Genomic DNA, 12851 nt, shown 5'->3' on the forward strand with positions numbered 1-12851 from the left:
TGGCGGACTTCAGTCCTGTGGACCGCCAGGCTGCCAGTTGTTTTTGGCCAGTTCCCACTCGCCATCGGCGCCGATCTCGACGCGCTTGTTGCCGCGGTAGAATATTGGCGTGCCCGACTTCTTATCGATTGCGAAGCGGCTCGGCGAGAACTTCGCCTTTTCCTTGCCATCCAGGGCAAGCGCCAGTGCTTCCTTGAATTTTCCGCTTTTGCATAGTGCCATGAACTGGGCTTCATTCATCGGAGCACTCCTTATCGACGCATGCCGTTGTTTGACCGACCTACGCGGCCGCAATGGTTGAGAGCAGTGACCTACTGCAGACGCATGGCGTTCCGCAAGCCGAATGTCACCTCAGCGTCCGCCTACGATCTGGCGCCCGGCCGACGATGAACGGGGCGGATGGCTTCGCCCCTTCACCGCTCCGCCGATGCCCTGTCCCTATAAAGGCATGCCAGGCCGCCCCGATCAACCGGCCATCAGCCCGGTCACGCCTCGCCTCCAATAGCCGGCAGCCAGCGTCTGGTCGCGTCCGTAGGACAGCGTGTCGCGCCAATACTCGCGGATCTCCTTGGTGGCGTCGTTCTCCGAGGCAAACCAGCCGAAGCTTGAGACGCCCTTTGGCCACTCCACGGCGCGGATCGCTCGGACCAATTCGCCGTGCTCGCCGCCCGGAACGCCGTTGCGATGGATCCAGCGAAGCTCGATGCCCTCGGGATGCGTGATCGGCTGCTCGTCGGTCGCCCGCGCCACTTCGACGAAGGCATGGCCGCGCGCATCGGCCGGCAGCCGCTCCAGAATGCGGCTCAGTGCCGGCAATCCCGTCTCGTCGCATCCCATGATGTACCACTCCGCCGGTCTCACAGGCCGGCCGAGCGGTCCCATGATGCCGACTTCATCGCCTTCTTTCGCATGCATGGACCAGGCGCAGCCCACACCTTCGTGCGCGCCGTCGCCATCGCCGTGGACGACAAAATCGACGTCGATATAGCCTGCCTTCGCATCCATCTCGCGGATGGTGTAGACGCGCGCGACCGGCTTGCGTTCCTCAGACGGCCAGAATGTCAGGCCGTTCGGTCCGGCGATCGGCCATACCGGCTCGGGAACATCGGCTGTCGGAAAATACATGCGGATGTGCATGCTGTTGGGATTGTCGAAACGCTCGAGATTGCTGCCCGTCAGGCGCACACGTCGCATGCCCGGTGTCACCTGCCAGGCGCGCTCGACGCGCATGAGCCGGAAGGACGAGAGCGTCGTGTCGCCGGCGAGGTCGCCCGTCCAGACGAATTGCGGCTTTTCGCTCTTCGCGTAGAGCTCGACCGCGACACCGAGAAGTTCCTTGGCGCGGCGAAGGCCCTCTTCATCAGGCGACGAGGCTTCCATCGTCAGCCGCTCGGGCGCCATGTCGAAGCGCGCGGAGGCGAAGGGGAATTCGAAGGTTACGCTGTCATCGGTCTGAACGACGGCGGCATCGAAGCTCGCCAGCCGGTCGACGATCAGGTGCAAATATTCAGACAGCTTCAGCAGACGGATGTCGGTGCTGCAGCGCAATCGTGTGGGTTCGGTCATCGGGTATCACCTCGGGTAAACGACCGGGGAATGGCAAGCCATCCCCGATGGGACATCGGACACCCCGATCCCGCTCGTGGAATGATCCCGAAGCTCGTGTTGCTGCCATTACCTTTTGTACCTGCCCTGATGTGCGCATGCACGGATCGGTATAGGTGACGTTTCACCGGTTTTCTACACCCATGCCGGCTTTAGACGTCTGCAAATTTGCCGATCGGCAAGGCGGCGGCTGAATTGTGCTCATCGGGAGAGGGGTGCGACAGAGTGCAACCGCGCGTATTCTTGCGCGCGTCGCGCCATCCCTGCTAAAGCCGGACACGGGAGGCTCTATCCGAGAACGCGGGAAAACGATCCATGGCGACACTGCGCCAAGTTGCTGAACGTGCGGGCTGCTCCACGGCGACGGCGAGCCGCGTTCTGAACCATAGCGGGCCGGTCAGCCCCGCGATGGTCGGCAAGGTGCGCAAGGCGGCCGGCGAACTCGGCTATCGCGCTCCCGGCGCCAACGCCAAGGGCGGCCGGCGACCCGTGATCGGCGTGCTCGTACCCAGCCTCACCAACCCCGTCTTTGCCGCATCCCTGTCGGGTATCCAGAACCGCATGCTGAGCGCCGGTCACAGCGTGCTGATCGCCCAGTCCAACTACGATCCGCTGCAGGAAGCGGATGCCGTTTCGGGCTTGATGAGCGAACGGCCGACGGGATTGATCCTGACCGTCTGCAACGGCCTCACCAGCCAGGCGCTACTTGGCGATTTGCCGCCTACCGTGCTCTTGCACAATCTGCCGACGGAACGTCATCCGGCTGCCGTTACCGTCGATAATTTCGCCGCAGGCCGGGACCTCACGCGCTATCTGCTGCAGATGGGGCACGAGCGAATCTTGTTCGTCTCCGGCAGCTTCGCCGCCTCCGACCGCGCCGCGCGCCGCTATCAGGGTTATCTCGAAGCCTTGCGGGAAGTCGGCAAGCCGCCGCTTGCTGCCATGCAGATCTCCTTCGTCTCGGAATACGACCAGATCGACATCCTGACCGCCATCCGGGACGGTCGCCCGACCGCGATCATCGGGTCCAATGACCTTCTGGCGTTGGGGGTGATCGCGGCCCTGCGCCGCGAGGGTCTGTCCGTGCCGCGCGACATATCGGTGGCCGGCTTCGATGGCATCGTCATCGGCCGGCTGATCGATCCGCCATTGACGACGATGAACATGCCGGATGCCAGTATGGGCACGACGGCGGCGTCGCTGCTTCTCGATATGGTCGAGAACGCAGCACCAGACCGGCATCTCGAACTCGCCTATTCGCTGCACAAGGGCGGGACCGTTCGCGATCTCAACAAACCATCCAAATAGAAAGAGCCGCCGCACAGTGTGCGACGGCTCGATAGGACCATTCGGTCGCGCTTAGCTGCGCGGCAGCATGCCTTCGACGTCGGCGGCTGCGTCGTCGAGGGCTTCCTTCGGCGCCGACGACTGGTCGACGATGCGCGAGAGGTTGTCGACGATCGTCTGGGTGACGCGAACGCCGTTGGAGCCCGGGAAGGCATACCACGGAACCATCAGCGGCATCTGCTTCAGGCCGGCCTGGAACAGCGGGTTCTTGGCGTAGAAGTCACCGAGATAATCAGGCGACTTGGCGGCCAGCTCGTTGTTCGGAACGTAGCCGGTACCGGGTACGACGACCGAGGCACCATAAGGGCCGGCCGCGAACTTGGCGAACTTCCAGGCGGCTTCCTGCTTTGCGGCATCCTTGGTCAGGATGACGACGGCGTTGCCGCCGGTCGGCAGGTGGCCCTTGGCGGGGTCGAGCAGCGGCAGCGGAGCGGTGCGCAGGTCGAACTTGTCGCCGACATTCTTGATGGTGTTGCGCAGCGCGCCTGTCGTCTGGAACTCGAAGCCAACCTTGCCGGCCGCGAATGCCTGCTCGCCGGCAGACTTCGTGAACACGGGCAGGCCGCCTTCCTTGACCATACGCTCGATCACTTCGCCGGCCTTCTGGCCTTCCGGACCGTTGAAGGTAACCTTGCTTTCGTCTTCGCTGAGCATGGAGCCGCCGGCGCCGAACAGCAGCGCCGAGAACATCCAGTCGTCGCCCTGCCAGCGGAAGTCGATACCATCGACGCCGTTGCCGAGCGCCTTGATCTTACCGCCGAGCGCGATCACTTCATCCCAGGTCTTCGGCGGGTTCTCGGGGTCGCCGCCGGCGGCCTTAACGAGATCGGCGTTGTAGTACATGATCGGGGTCGAGGTCGCGAAAGCGAGGCCGATCTGCTTGCCCTTGACCTGGGCGAGCTTCAGGATCGTGTCCGAGAAGCCCTGCTCGGCCATGTTGCCGTCTTTCTTGACGAGCGGGCCGAGGTCGACGGCGACATCGCGCTCGTCGATCATGCGTAGGCGGTTGAGGCCGATGAAGGTCAGGTCGGGCATTTCCGACGTGCCGACTTGGCGAAGGATCGTCTGGATACCTTCTTCATAGGTCGCCGACGGGCTGGCGAACTGGATCTTGATATCGGGGTTTTCTTCCATGAACTTCTTCGAGATCGTGTCCATCACGTCCTTGAAGAAGCCCGGCATCGGGTAGTGGACCGTCAGCGTCGTCTCGGCGAAAGCCGGCACGGTTGTCGCCATCGAGATGGCCGCTGCGGCGAGAAGCTGGGTGATACGTTTCATCGCTCGTTCTCCTGGGTTGAGGCGACCGGTCAGCCTTTGAGACCGGTCATGGTGATACCCTCGACGAAGCGCTTCTGCGCGAGCAGGAATGCGGCGACGAGGGGAAGGGTGATGATCATGGTGGCGGCCATCAGCGCGCCGTAGTCGTCACCGGCCTCGGCGGCGCGGAAATACATCAGGCCGAGAGGCGGCGTGGCGTAGTCCTGCTTGGTGATGACGACGAGAGGCCAATAGAGGTCGTTCCAGTGGGCGACGACCGAAAAGATCGAAAAGGCGGTGACGGCGGGCCAGGCATTCGGCACGATGACGCGTGCGACAATCCCAAGCTCCGACATGCCGTCCAGGCGCGCCGCATGGATCAGATCGTCGGGCATGGACCGGAAGAACTGAAGGAACATGAAGATCGCGAAGACCGAGATCGAGAACGGAGCCACCAGCGCGGTGTAGCTGTTGAGCAGCGACAGGCTGTTGAAGCCGACATAGAGCGGCAAGGCGGTCGCATGGATCGGCACCAGCAGGCCGAGCATGACGAGAACCATCATCAGCCGCGCCGCACGGAACTTCAGCTTCGCCATGGCGTAGGCGCAGGGAATGGCGATCAGCACCTGGAAGAAGAAGATCAGCCCGCAGACCAGCACGCCGTTCCAGAGAAGCGTTCCCATCGGCACGCGGGTCAGCGCCTTGGTGAAGTTGGCGACGTAGTAGAAGTTGGTCGGGATCAACGACAGAGCGGAGGTGAAAATCTCGCTCTGCGCCTTGCCTGCCGTCGACAGCATGAAGACATAGGGCGCGAGGAACAGCAGCGCGCCGAAGGAGAGCAGCGCCAGGCGGCTGACGCGGCCGAGAGTCCACCGGTTGGCGGTCATCGTGTTTACGCTCATGAGTAGTGCACCCGACGGTCGAGAACATTGTACTGGAGGAAGGTGAGCACCATCAGGATGGCCAGGAACACCACGGTCATCGCCGATGCGTAACCGACTCGCAGATAGACGAAGCCTTCCTGGTAGATGCTGAAGAGCAGCACTTCGGATGCGTGGTTCGGCCCGCCCTGGGTCAGGGTCTGGACGGTTTCGAAGACCTTCACCGAGTTGATGATGCTGATGGTCGTGACGAACAGCGTCGTCGGCCCGAGCATCGGCCAAGTCACGAGACGGAACCGATCGAAAGCCGAGCGGGCGCCATCGACTTCGGCTGCCGCATAGAGCTCACGCGGAATGGCGGTGAGGCCGGCGAGGAAAAGCACCATGTTGAAGCCGACGGACTGCCAGATGCCGATGATCGACAGGCTGTAGAGAACGGTGCTGGAGGCTGCCAGCCAGTTGGGGCCGGGGATGCCGACCAGCGCCAGCAGGCTGTTGATCGGCCCGATGGTCGGGTGGAAGAGATATTGCCACACGGTCGCCATGGCGACGATCAACGATGCCACCGGCAGGAAGTAGACCGTACGGAAGAAGCTGCGGGCGGTGGTCTCGCTTTCGATCAGCAGAGCGACGACAAGGCCGAGGACGATCGAAACAGGGGCGACGATCGCCGTATAGCACGTCGTGTTCCACAGAGCCTTGCGGAAGGCGCGATCGTTGATCAGGTGCGCATAGTTCTCGAAACCGACAAAGCGGAACTTGCCCATGCCGAGCTCGAAATCTGTGAAGCCGAGCAGGACGACGGCAACCACTGGCAGGAGCACGAAAACAAAGATCAGGATGATGGCGGGCAGCGCCAGAAGCCAGGCCGTGCGCGCTTCGTTGCGTTCGCGGGCGGCGGTGGTCTTGCGGGCCGCGGGGGCGTCCATGGCGATGCTAGCCATGAGCCTTCTCCAAAGTCGCGTCGATCGTAATCGGGCTTGCCTTCAGGCGGCTGCCATCCTCGGCAAAGACCATGGCCTTGTCCGGTGACAGCGAGAGAGCAACGGGCATGCCCGCCGAGACGCCGCTGGCCTCCGCCGGCGAGAGCTTGGCGATCATGATTTCGCCGATCGCATCGAGCTTGCAGTAGAGGATGACCTCGGAACCGAGGAACTCGATGCGCTCGACCTTCGCCGCAAGACCATCCTCACGATTATCCGCCAGGCGGACGAATTCAGGGCGGATCGCCAGGCTTACCGGCGTGCGGGCCGACACCGGGGTGTGCAGGCCGAGCCTGACGCCACCGAAGGACACCATGCCGCTTTCGGCAAGCGCCGGCACGATATTGATGCGCGGCTGGCCGACGAAGCGGGCAACCTCGATATGGGCGGGGTCATCGTAAATGACCTGGGGACTTGCCAGCTGAAGCAGGTTGCCGCCGATCATCACGGCCACGCGGTCGGCCATCGACAGGGCCTCGGCCTGGTCGTGGGTGACGTAGACGGTCGGCACACCGGCGCGCCGATGCAGCTCCACGATCTCGCCGCGGGCGTGGACGCGCAGGTTGGCGTCGAGGTTGGAGAGCGGCTCGTCCATGAGGAACACGCTCGGATGGCGCACCATGGCGCGTGCCAGAGCCACACGCTGGCGCTGGCCGCCCGACATCTGGCCGGGCTTTCGGTCGAGCAGATGGTCGATCTTCAGCGACTTCGCCATCTCGGCGACATCACGCGCGATCGCCGCGCTGATGGCGCGCTGGCCGGGAAGCATGGAGCCGACGAATGGCAGGCGCTGCGCGCCGGAGAGACGGCGCATGGCGAGCGGAACGGCGATGTTCTGGCCGGCTGTCAGATGCGGATAGAGCGCGTAGGACTGGAAAACCATCGCGATGTTGCGATCGGCGGCCGCAATGGCCGACATATCCTCGCCGCCGATGATGATCTGGCCCTGATCGGCATGATCGAGACCGGCAAGGATGCGCAGCAGCGTGCTCTTGCCGCAGCCTGACGGGCCGACCAGCGCGATGAACTCGCCCGGCTTGACATCAAGGCTGACGCCCTTGAGGATGGCGTTGCCGGAGAAGGACTTGGTGATGCCGCGAAGGGAAAGCGCGCTCATTCCGCTCGCTCCCGCTGCTTCTTCGGCGCTGCCTGCGGGTAGACCTCTTCCACGACATCATCGAGGAAGTAGGCAGTCATCCCTGGTACGGCGACCAGTTCGGTGGTGACGTCGTCGCCAAGTTCGTGCACGGCCGCACCCACTAGGCGTTCGCCAGGCATTTCGCGCTCCATCGTGTCCAGGATAAAGGCTGTCGGCGGCGCCCAAACGACGGAGGTCTGGCCGAACTCGCCCTTCCACGTCCAGTGCAGGTGGCCGCTGCCGAAGAGCGCGACGTCGTGGGCGGCGATCAGGTCGTAAAGCTTGCGGCGCTGCGTCGGGCGCACGCTCCAGTAACCGGTATCGCCTTCATTGGCGTCGTCCACGAACAGCGGCTTGTGCGCGAAGATCGCGACGCGGCGCTCGCCGCGTTCGGCGAGCGTCTTCTGCAGCCAATCGAACTGCGCCTGCTCTTCCGCGTCCTCGAAGCCCATCAGCAGGCTGTTGAGACCGATGATGCGCCACTCGCCGATATCCTTGACCCAGTAGTCGGGGCCGACGAGATTGCGCCAGCGCGCCAGACGCTCCGGATTGACCGGCTGAGCGGAGCCCGGGAGGTGGCCGACGTCGTGATTGCCGGGAACGCTCAACATGGGGATCGATACTTCGCGCATCAGATCCATGGAGAAGGTCAGATCCTCGTCCTTGTCCGCGCCGTCAACGCTGAGATCGCCGGTGTGGACGATCAGGTCGGCGCCGGTTTCCTCGATCCAGCGGACCAAGGGCGCCCAGTTGCCGTTGAAATGCGGCTTGTTGGGGCTCAGATGTGTATCGGTGATATGGATGATCTTCACGGCGCTTCTCCGGTTCCAAGCCGCCGGCCAAACTCAGGCCAGCGACGTCTTCCGGCGCCTCTTTAGAGCGATCATGTGTCGTGGGCGTAACACGGCTTTCCAACTGCGTTTCATTTTCGTCATCGAATTGTCACTGCGCATCCGGGCCGCTTGTTAGTGCCTGAAATCGGGGGCAAAACCGCGCAAGGATAATCCATTCGATGCAGTGGATCGCGAGAAGGCGGCAACCGTCATCTAACTGTAAAGGAAACATTCTAACTAGCTCCTGAGCATATTGCACAGCTGTGCAACGGGAGTTGAAAGATGAGCCAAGGCGCGTTTCTGGAATTGCGGTCGGTTGCCTGCAGATATGGCAACACCCAGGTTCTGGAGGACATAGACCTCAATATAGAGCGCGGGGAATTCGTCGCCTTGCTGGGGTCTTCCGGCTGCGGAAAGACGACATTGCTGCGTGTTCTGGCCGGCTTCGTTACGCCATCCTCGGGATCGGTCTCCGTGCGCCATCGCGAGGTGACGCACCTGCCGCCCGACAAGCGCGGCATGGCGCTCGTCTTTCAGTCCTACGCGCTCTGGCCGCATATGACGGTGGCGCAGAACATCGGCTACGGCTTGAAGCTGAAGAAGGTCCAGCGCAGCGAAATCGACAAGCGGGTCTCCGCTATGCAGTCTCTTCTGGGGCTGGACGGGCTTGGAGCACGAAAGCCGGCGGCCTTGTCCGGCGGCCAGCGCCAGCGCGTCGCGCTCGGCCGTGCCTTGGCGGTTGATCCCGAGATCCTGCTGCTTGACGAGCCGCTCTCCAATCTCGACGCCCGTATAAGGCTCAGCGTTCGCCACGAACTGCGTGCGCTGCAGAAGCGCCTCGGCATCACCGCCGTTCACGTGACCCATGATCGCGAAGAAGCGATGGTGATGGCCGACAGGATCGTCATCCTCAATGCCGGCCGGATTGCACAACAGGGCACGCCTGAAGACGTTTACAACAGGCCGGCCTCGGCCTTCGTCGCAGCCTTCATGGGCGCCGAGAACGTGATCTCGCTGACCGGCGCGCCTGATGGCAACGACTTCGTCATCGCCGCAGGTCCAACGAATGCCGCAGGCCATGTCGCTCTCATGGGGCGAGACCTCGTGCAAGGCACCGTCGAGGCGCGCTTCCGGCCGGAGGCGGCGCAAATCCTCTCCGCCGAGACTGCCGTTGTCGGGTCGGGCGTTACGCTCGATGGCGAGATCGCAGCCGTCAGCTATCCCGGTGGCCATTGGCGCCATGCCGTTCGTGTCGGCGACCGCGAGATCATGGCCGACGCGCCGCGTCCATTCGAGCCGGGCGAACGCGTCCGCGTCCAGGTGCCTGCCGACGCCCTGTTCCTCTTCAATTCGCCGAGCACCCAGCCGGCAAACGCCATTTCCCGGGTTTCGCCCGGGAAAGTCCACGCCTGACTTTTTGATGCCTGACTTTCAGAACCTCACATTTTCATAACAAGGAGAAGCCTGATGCAGAGATTGACGTATGCCGCTATCGCCATTGCTCTCGCGACGTTGCCGGTAAAGGCCGAAGAGCTGACGGTCGCCACCGCCGGCGACCAGAACATGGTCGATTACATCAACCAGTATCTCGGACCGTTGTTCGAGAAGGCCAATCCGGGCGACACGGTTCGCGCCGTCGGCACCGGCCCCGGCGATGCGGGCTCGCAGAAGATCCTGGAGCGTTTCGACGCGCAGGCCGCAGCCGACAGCAAGGTGTGGGACGTCGACGTTGCCGTCGTCCACGAAAAGTTCGCCGGCCCGATGGTCCAGAAGGGTTACCTCGAGAAGTATCGCGGCAACATCGACACCGGCAAGCTCGTGACCCGCGGCAACGCGAAGAACGCCCTCGGCTCGGATGTCGATGGCTTCGTCATGCCGATGTTCAACAGCCAGACGGCGATCGCCTATAACCCGGCGCTCGTTCCGAACCCGCCGAAGAGCTATGCTGAACTTGCCGAATGGGCAAAGGCCCACCCGAAGCAGTTCGGCTATAACGGCATCAAGGGCGGCGCTTCGGGCGTGTCCTTCGTCATGGGCTGGGTCTATGCCTTCGGCGGCGGCGATGCCAACAACCTGATGACGGGTCCGTTCAAGCAGGAAGAAACCACGAAGTGGGACGGCGCCTTCAAGAGCCTCGCCGACTTCACCAAGAACGCCACGCTGACACCCGGCAATGCCGGCACGCTCGACCTTCTCAGCCGCGGCGAAATCGCCATGGGCCCTGTCTGGGTCGACATGTTCTACAGCTGGCAGGCCAATGGCCAGCTGCCGCCGGAAATGAAGCTGGTACTGCCGGCACCGGGTATGCCCGGCCAGCCGATGCACTACGTCGTTCCTGAAAAGTCGGGCCACAAGGCGCTTGCCGAGAAGTTCATTGCGCTCGCCACCAGCCCGGAAGTCCAGGCCGAAGGCATCGTCAAGCGCTTCAACTGGTATCCGGGTATCGACGCCAACTTCGTCAAGCCGAAGCTCGACGACGCGACCTGGAACAAGCTCTTCGTCGACATCACGCCGGATGACCTTGCCAACAACGGCAAGCCTTTCCCGATCGCGCCCTACAACACCGCGATCCTCGAAGCCTACGAAAAGTCCGTAAAGTAAGCCTGCGAACCGCCTTCTCTCCCGGGGGAAGGTGGTTCGATGGACTGGATGAGAGGTGGCACGCGGTGTCGTCGTCCTTTCGGCGGCGCCGGTCTTTGTCACCGCCTCCTCTCATCCGCCTCGCTCGCGTCTCAAGGTCGTAACATGTCGAAACGCCTACTCGGTCTCCTGCTCGTCCTGCCCGCGCTGGCGGTCATCGCAGCCCTGTTCATTCTTCCGCTGATCATGTCGGCGGTGGGCGCCTTCAGGGTGGAAGGCGGAGCGCTCGGCTTCGACAATTTCGTCAAGACCTTCGACCTCTACACCAGCGACATCGTCTTCACCGTTGTTATCGTCGGTCTCTCGACCGTGCTGATCGGCCTCGGCTCGATCGCAATCGGCGGCTATCTGACGCTCGGCGAGCATCCGCGTGCCGTTGCGATCCTGCGTTGGCTCTACCGCTGGCCGATGTTCATTCCGTTCATCGTCGTCGGCCAGATTCTCCGCACCTTTCTCTCGAAGAACGGCATGATGAACAACACGGCCGTCAGCCTGGGCCTTATGACGCCGCTCGATACCGTGAGCTTCCTCGACTGGCGCGGCATCGTCATCGCCTTCGTCTGGAAGCAGACGCCGTTCGTGGCTTTGCTCGTCGCCGGTGCGATGGCCTCCATCAACCGCGACACCATCGAGGCGGCCCGCAATCTCGGCGCGTCGAAATTGCGACTGCTGTTCGAGATCATCGTGCCGCAGGTCGCCGTCACGCTCACCGTCGGCCTGATCCTATCTTTTGTCACCATGATGTCGGTGCTCTCGGTGCCTTTGATGATCAACGCGCAATCGCCGACCATGCTCACCGCCGATATCGCTTTCCGCGTCAACGCCTATGGCGACTATGGCGTCGCCAACGCGCTCGGCCTGGTCTCGCTGGTGCTGGCGTCATCCGTCGCCTGGATCTATCTCCGCCAAAGCCTGAAGGAGCGCGCGTGATGACGACGGTTTCTCGATCGCGAGCCTCGCTCGCCGCACTGTGGTGGGTGCCGCGCGGTATCATCTTCGGATTGATGGCCTTCTTCATTTTCGGCCCGCTCGCCAATCTGGTTCTGTGGACGGTCGCCGAGAAATGGTACTTTCCGCATAGCCTGCCGCTGGAATACGGCTTCAGCTCCTGGGCTAAGGTCTTTGCGCCGCGTGGCGGGGCGCTGGATTCGCTACGCAACTCACTCGTCGTGGCCGTCCTGACCGTCATCGTCTCTCTGCTGCTCGCCATTCCGGCCGGTTATGCGCTGGCGCGGCTGAAGCTGCCGCTGCGCAGCGCGATCCTGCTCGCCTTCCTAATCCCGCAGGCCTTCCCGAACCTCACGGTCTACGTGAATGTCGCGCGCATCTTCTACGAAATCGGTCTCAACGGTACGATCCCGGGCGTCGTCCTCGTGCATGTCTCGCACGGCCTCGTCTACGCTGTGTGGATCGCCACTGCGGCCTTCTCGGCGATCGATGCGGAACTGGAGCAGGCGGCGCGCGTCACCGGGGCAGGGGCCTTGCGCACCTTCTTCGATATCACCCTGCCGCTTGCTGCTCCCGGCCTGATGGCAAGCGCGATCTTCGTCTTCCTGGAAAGCCTCGACGAATTCACGGGCAGCTACTTCGTGGGCGCGCCTGATGTGAACATGCTGCCGCTGCTGCTCTACACGACGGCCTCTGGCGGCAACTATCAGATCGCCTCGATCACGGCGCTCCTGCTGCTGATCCCGTCGCTCGTCTTCATGCTGATCGTCGAGCGCTTCCTGAAAGCGGACGTGCTGTCGCGCGTCGGACACTGAGACTTCATCTGCAAAGCGGCGATTAGTTGGTCGGAGCGACCTTGTAGACGTCGTCGCCAACGAAGACGATGACATAGCCGCCACGCCCGGCTGCGTCCGTCGCCCATGCCGTTAGCTGGCTTGCGTATGGCTCCTCGCGCCACGCTCGCGGATGCTCGGGATCGACAAGCACCGTGAGCTGATCGCCCTGGCCGTAGACCATCATCTTCGCGACTGTTGGGTCCCATTCGGGGCCGAGCATGGGGTTCGTCATCCACGCGCAGAGAAAATCCCGGCAGAGATCCGGGCGATCGTTGTAGATGCGGCAGCCTTGGTCTGTCACGCAGTTCACGCACAGCTCATTCGCCGGCTTCGAGAGCTGATCGATCTCGGGCAGTCGACAGCACAATGTGCATGTGCCGCAG

The 12851-nt window shown here is 63.0% G+C and carries 13 protein-coding genes; 5 read left to right on the forward strand and 8 right to left on the reverse strand.

The annotated features are described in order from the left end of the window. Positions 1-9: 9 nt before the first annotated feature. Both ACIQUB_RS21035 and ACIQUB_RS21040 read right to left on the reverse strand, forming a co-directional pair. The gene (locus ACIQUB_RS21035) at positions 10-240 is read right to left on the reverse strand and encodes a hypothetical protein (RefSeq protein ID WP_018896963.1); all 231 of its coding nucleotides are present in this window, start codon (positions 238-240) and stop codon (positions 10-12) included. Positions 241-465: 225 nt separating this feature from the next. Continuing rightward, the gene (locus ACIQUB_RS21040; protein WP_402931793.1) at positions 466-1566 is read right to left on the reverse strand and encodes a DUF2218 domain-containing protein; all 1101 of its coding nucleotides are present in this window, start codon (positions 1564-1566) and stop codon (positions 466-468) included. Between the two features lie 354 nt (positions 1567-1920). Here ACIQUB_RS21040 and ACIQUB_RS21045 point away from each other — a divergent pair, with 354 nt between their 5' ends. Then, positions 1921-2913 carry a substrate-binding domain-containing protein gene (locus tag ACIQUB_RS21045; protein ID WP_402931795.1) on the forward strand — a complete coding sequence of 331 codons (993 nt, stop codon included), beginning with the start codon at positions 1921-1923 and terminating at the stop codon, positions 2911-2913. Between the two features lie 51 nt (positions 2914-2964). Here the strand turns inward: ACIQUB_RS21045 and ACIQUB_RS21050 are convergent, their stop codons facing one another. The 5 genes from ACIQUB_RS21050 to ACIQUB_RS21070 are packed head-to-tail and all read right to left on the reverse strand — an operon-like array spanning position 2965 to position 8023. Further along, positions 2965-4230, reverse strand: a complete 1266-nt coding sequence (locus ACIQUB_RS21050) for an ABC transporter substrate-binding protein (protein ID WP_018896966.1) — start codon at positions 4228-4230, stop codon at positions 2965-2967. A 29-nt stretch (positions 4231-4259) separates the two neighbouring features. Continuing rightward, a complete protein-coding gene (locus tag ACIQUB_RS21055) occupies positions 4260-5096 on the reverse strand; it encodes a carbohydrate ABC transporter permease (protein WP_112949457.1) in 837 nt (278 codons plus the stop codon). Between the two features lie 11 nt (positions 5097-5107). Next, the gene (locus ACIQUB_RS21060; protein WP_402931798.1) at positions 5108-6034 is read right to left on the reverse strand and encodes a carbohydrate ABC transporter permease; all 927 of its coding nucleotides are present in this window, start codon (positions 6032-6034) and stop codon (positions 5108-5110) included. After that, positions 6027-7190, reverse strand: a complete 1164-nt coding sequence (locus ACIQUB_RS21065) for an ABC transporter ATP-binding protein (protein WP_402931799.1) — start codon at positions 7188-7190, stop codon at positions 6027-6029. The genes ACIQUB_RS21060 and ACIQUB_RS21065 overlap by 8 nt, the downstream gene beginning before the upstream one ends. After that, a complete protein-coding gene (locus tag ACIQUB_RS21070; protein ID WP_402931801.1) occupies positions 7187-8023 on the reverse strand; it encodes a metallophosphoesterase family protein in 837 nt (278 codons plus the stop codon). The genes ACIQUB_RS21065 and ACIQUB_RS21070 overlap by 4 nt, the downstream gene beginning before the upstream one ends. Positions 8024-8326: 303 nt before the next feature. On the opposite strand from ACIQUB_RS21070, the gene ACIQUB_RS21075 reads away from it, so the two are divergent. The 4 genes from ACIQUB_RS21075 to ACIQUB_RS21090 all read left to right on the forward strand — a co-directional run bounded on the left by ACIQUB_RS21075 (position 8327) and on the right by ACIQUB_RS21090 (position 12447). After that, positions 8327-9457, forward strand: a complete 1131-nt coding sequence (locus ACIQUB_RS21075) for an ABC transporter ATP-binding protein (protein WP_402931803.1) — start codon at positions 8327-8329, stop codon at positions 9455-9457. A 54-nt stretch (positions 9458-9511) separates the two neighbouring features. Then, positions 9512-10645, forward strand: a complete 1134-nt coding sequence (locus ACIQUB_RS21080) for an extracellular solute-binding protein (protein WP_113236824.1) — start codon at positions 9512-9514, stop codon at positions 10643-10645. A 144-nt stretch (positions 10646-10789) separates the two neighbouring features. Then, entirely contained in the window at positions 10790-11614 is an 825-nt protein-coding gene (locus tag ACIQUB_RS21085) for an ABC transporter permease (protein WP_402931806.1), read from the forward strand. Next, on the forward strand, positions 11614-12447 hold the full coding sequence (locus ACIQUB_RS21090; protein WP_402931808.1) for an ABC transporter permease: 834 nt from the start codon (positions 11614-11616) through the stop codon (positions 12445-12447). The genes ACIQUB_RS21085 and ACIQUB_RS21090 overlap by 1 nt, the downstream gene beginning before the upstream one ends. 22 nt (positions 12448-12469) lie before the next feature. Here ACIQUB_RS21090 and ACIQUB_RS21095 read toward each other — a convergent pair whose 3' ends face one another. After that, complete coding sequence (locus ACIQUB_RS21095) at positions 12470-12778, reverse strand: hypothetical protein (RefSeq protein WP_402931810.1); 309 nt, start codon at positions 12776-12778, stop codon at positions 12470-12472. Between the last annotated feature and the right edge of the window lie 73 nt (positions 12779-12851).

Source organism: Rhizobium sp. NPDC090275 (genome assembly GCF_044772225.1).
In the GTDB taxonomy this organism is placed as follows: Bacteria; Pseudomonadota; Alphaproteobacteria; order Rhizobiales; family Rhizobiaceae; genus Rhizobium.

Excerpts from the sequence above, each read along its gene's own strand:
- ACIQUB_RS21050 (WP_018896966.1), bottom strand. The coding sequence starts at position 4,230 with ATGAAACGTATCACCCAGCTTCTCGCCGCAGCGGCCATCTCGATGGCG.
- ACIQUB_RS21080 (WP_113236824.1), top strand. The coding sequence starts at position 9,512 with ATGCAGAGATTGACGTATGCCGCTATCGCCATTGCTCTCGCGACGTTG.
- ACIQUB_RS21090 (WP_402931808.1), top strand. The coding sequence starts at position 11,614 with ATGACGACGGTTTCTCGATCGCGAGCCTCGCTCGCCGCACTGTGGTGG.
- ACIQUB_RS21035 (WP_018896963.1), bottom strand. The coding sequence starts at position 240 with ATGAATGAAGCCCAGTTCATGGCACTATGCAAAAGCGGAAAATTCAAG.
- ACIQUB_RS21055 (WP_112949457.1), bottom strand. The coding sequence starts at position 5,096 with ATGACCGCCAACCGGTGGACTCTCGGCCGCGTCAGCCGCCTGGCGCTG.
- ACIQUB_RS21065 (WP_402931799.1), bottom strand. The coding sequence starts at position 7,190 with ATGAGCGCGCTTTCCCTTCGCGGCATCACCAAGTCCTTCTCCGGCAAC.
- ACIQUB_RS21060 (WP_402931798.1), bottom strand. The coding sequence starts at position 6,034 with ATGGCTAGCATCGCCATGGACGCCCCCGCGGCCCGCAAGACCACCGCC.
- ACIQUB_RS21075 (WP_402931803.1), top strand. The coding sequence starts at position 8,327 with ATGAGCCAAGGCGCGTTTCTGGAATTGCGGTCGGTTGCCTGCAGATAT.
- ACIQUB_RS21045 (WP_402931795.1), top strand. The coding sequence starts at position 1,921 with ATGGCGACACTGCGCCAAGTTGCTGAACGTGCGGGCTGCTCCACGGCG.
- ACIQUB_RS21040 (WP_402931793.1), bottom strand. The coding sequence starts at position 1,566 with ATGACCGAACCCACACGATTGCGCTGCAGCACCGACATCCGTCTGCTG.
- ACIQUB_RS21085 (WP_402931806.1), top strand. The coding sequence starts at position 10,790 with ATGTCGAAACGCCTACTCGGTCTCCTGCTCGTCCTGCCCGCGCTGGCG.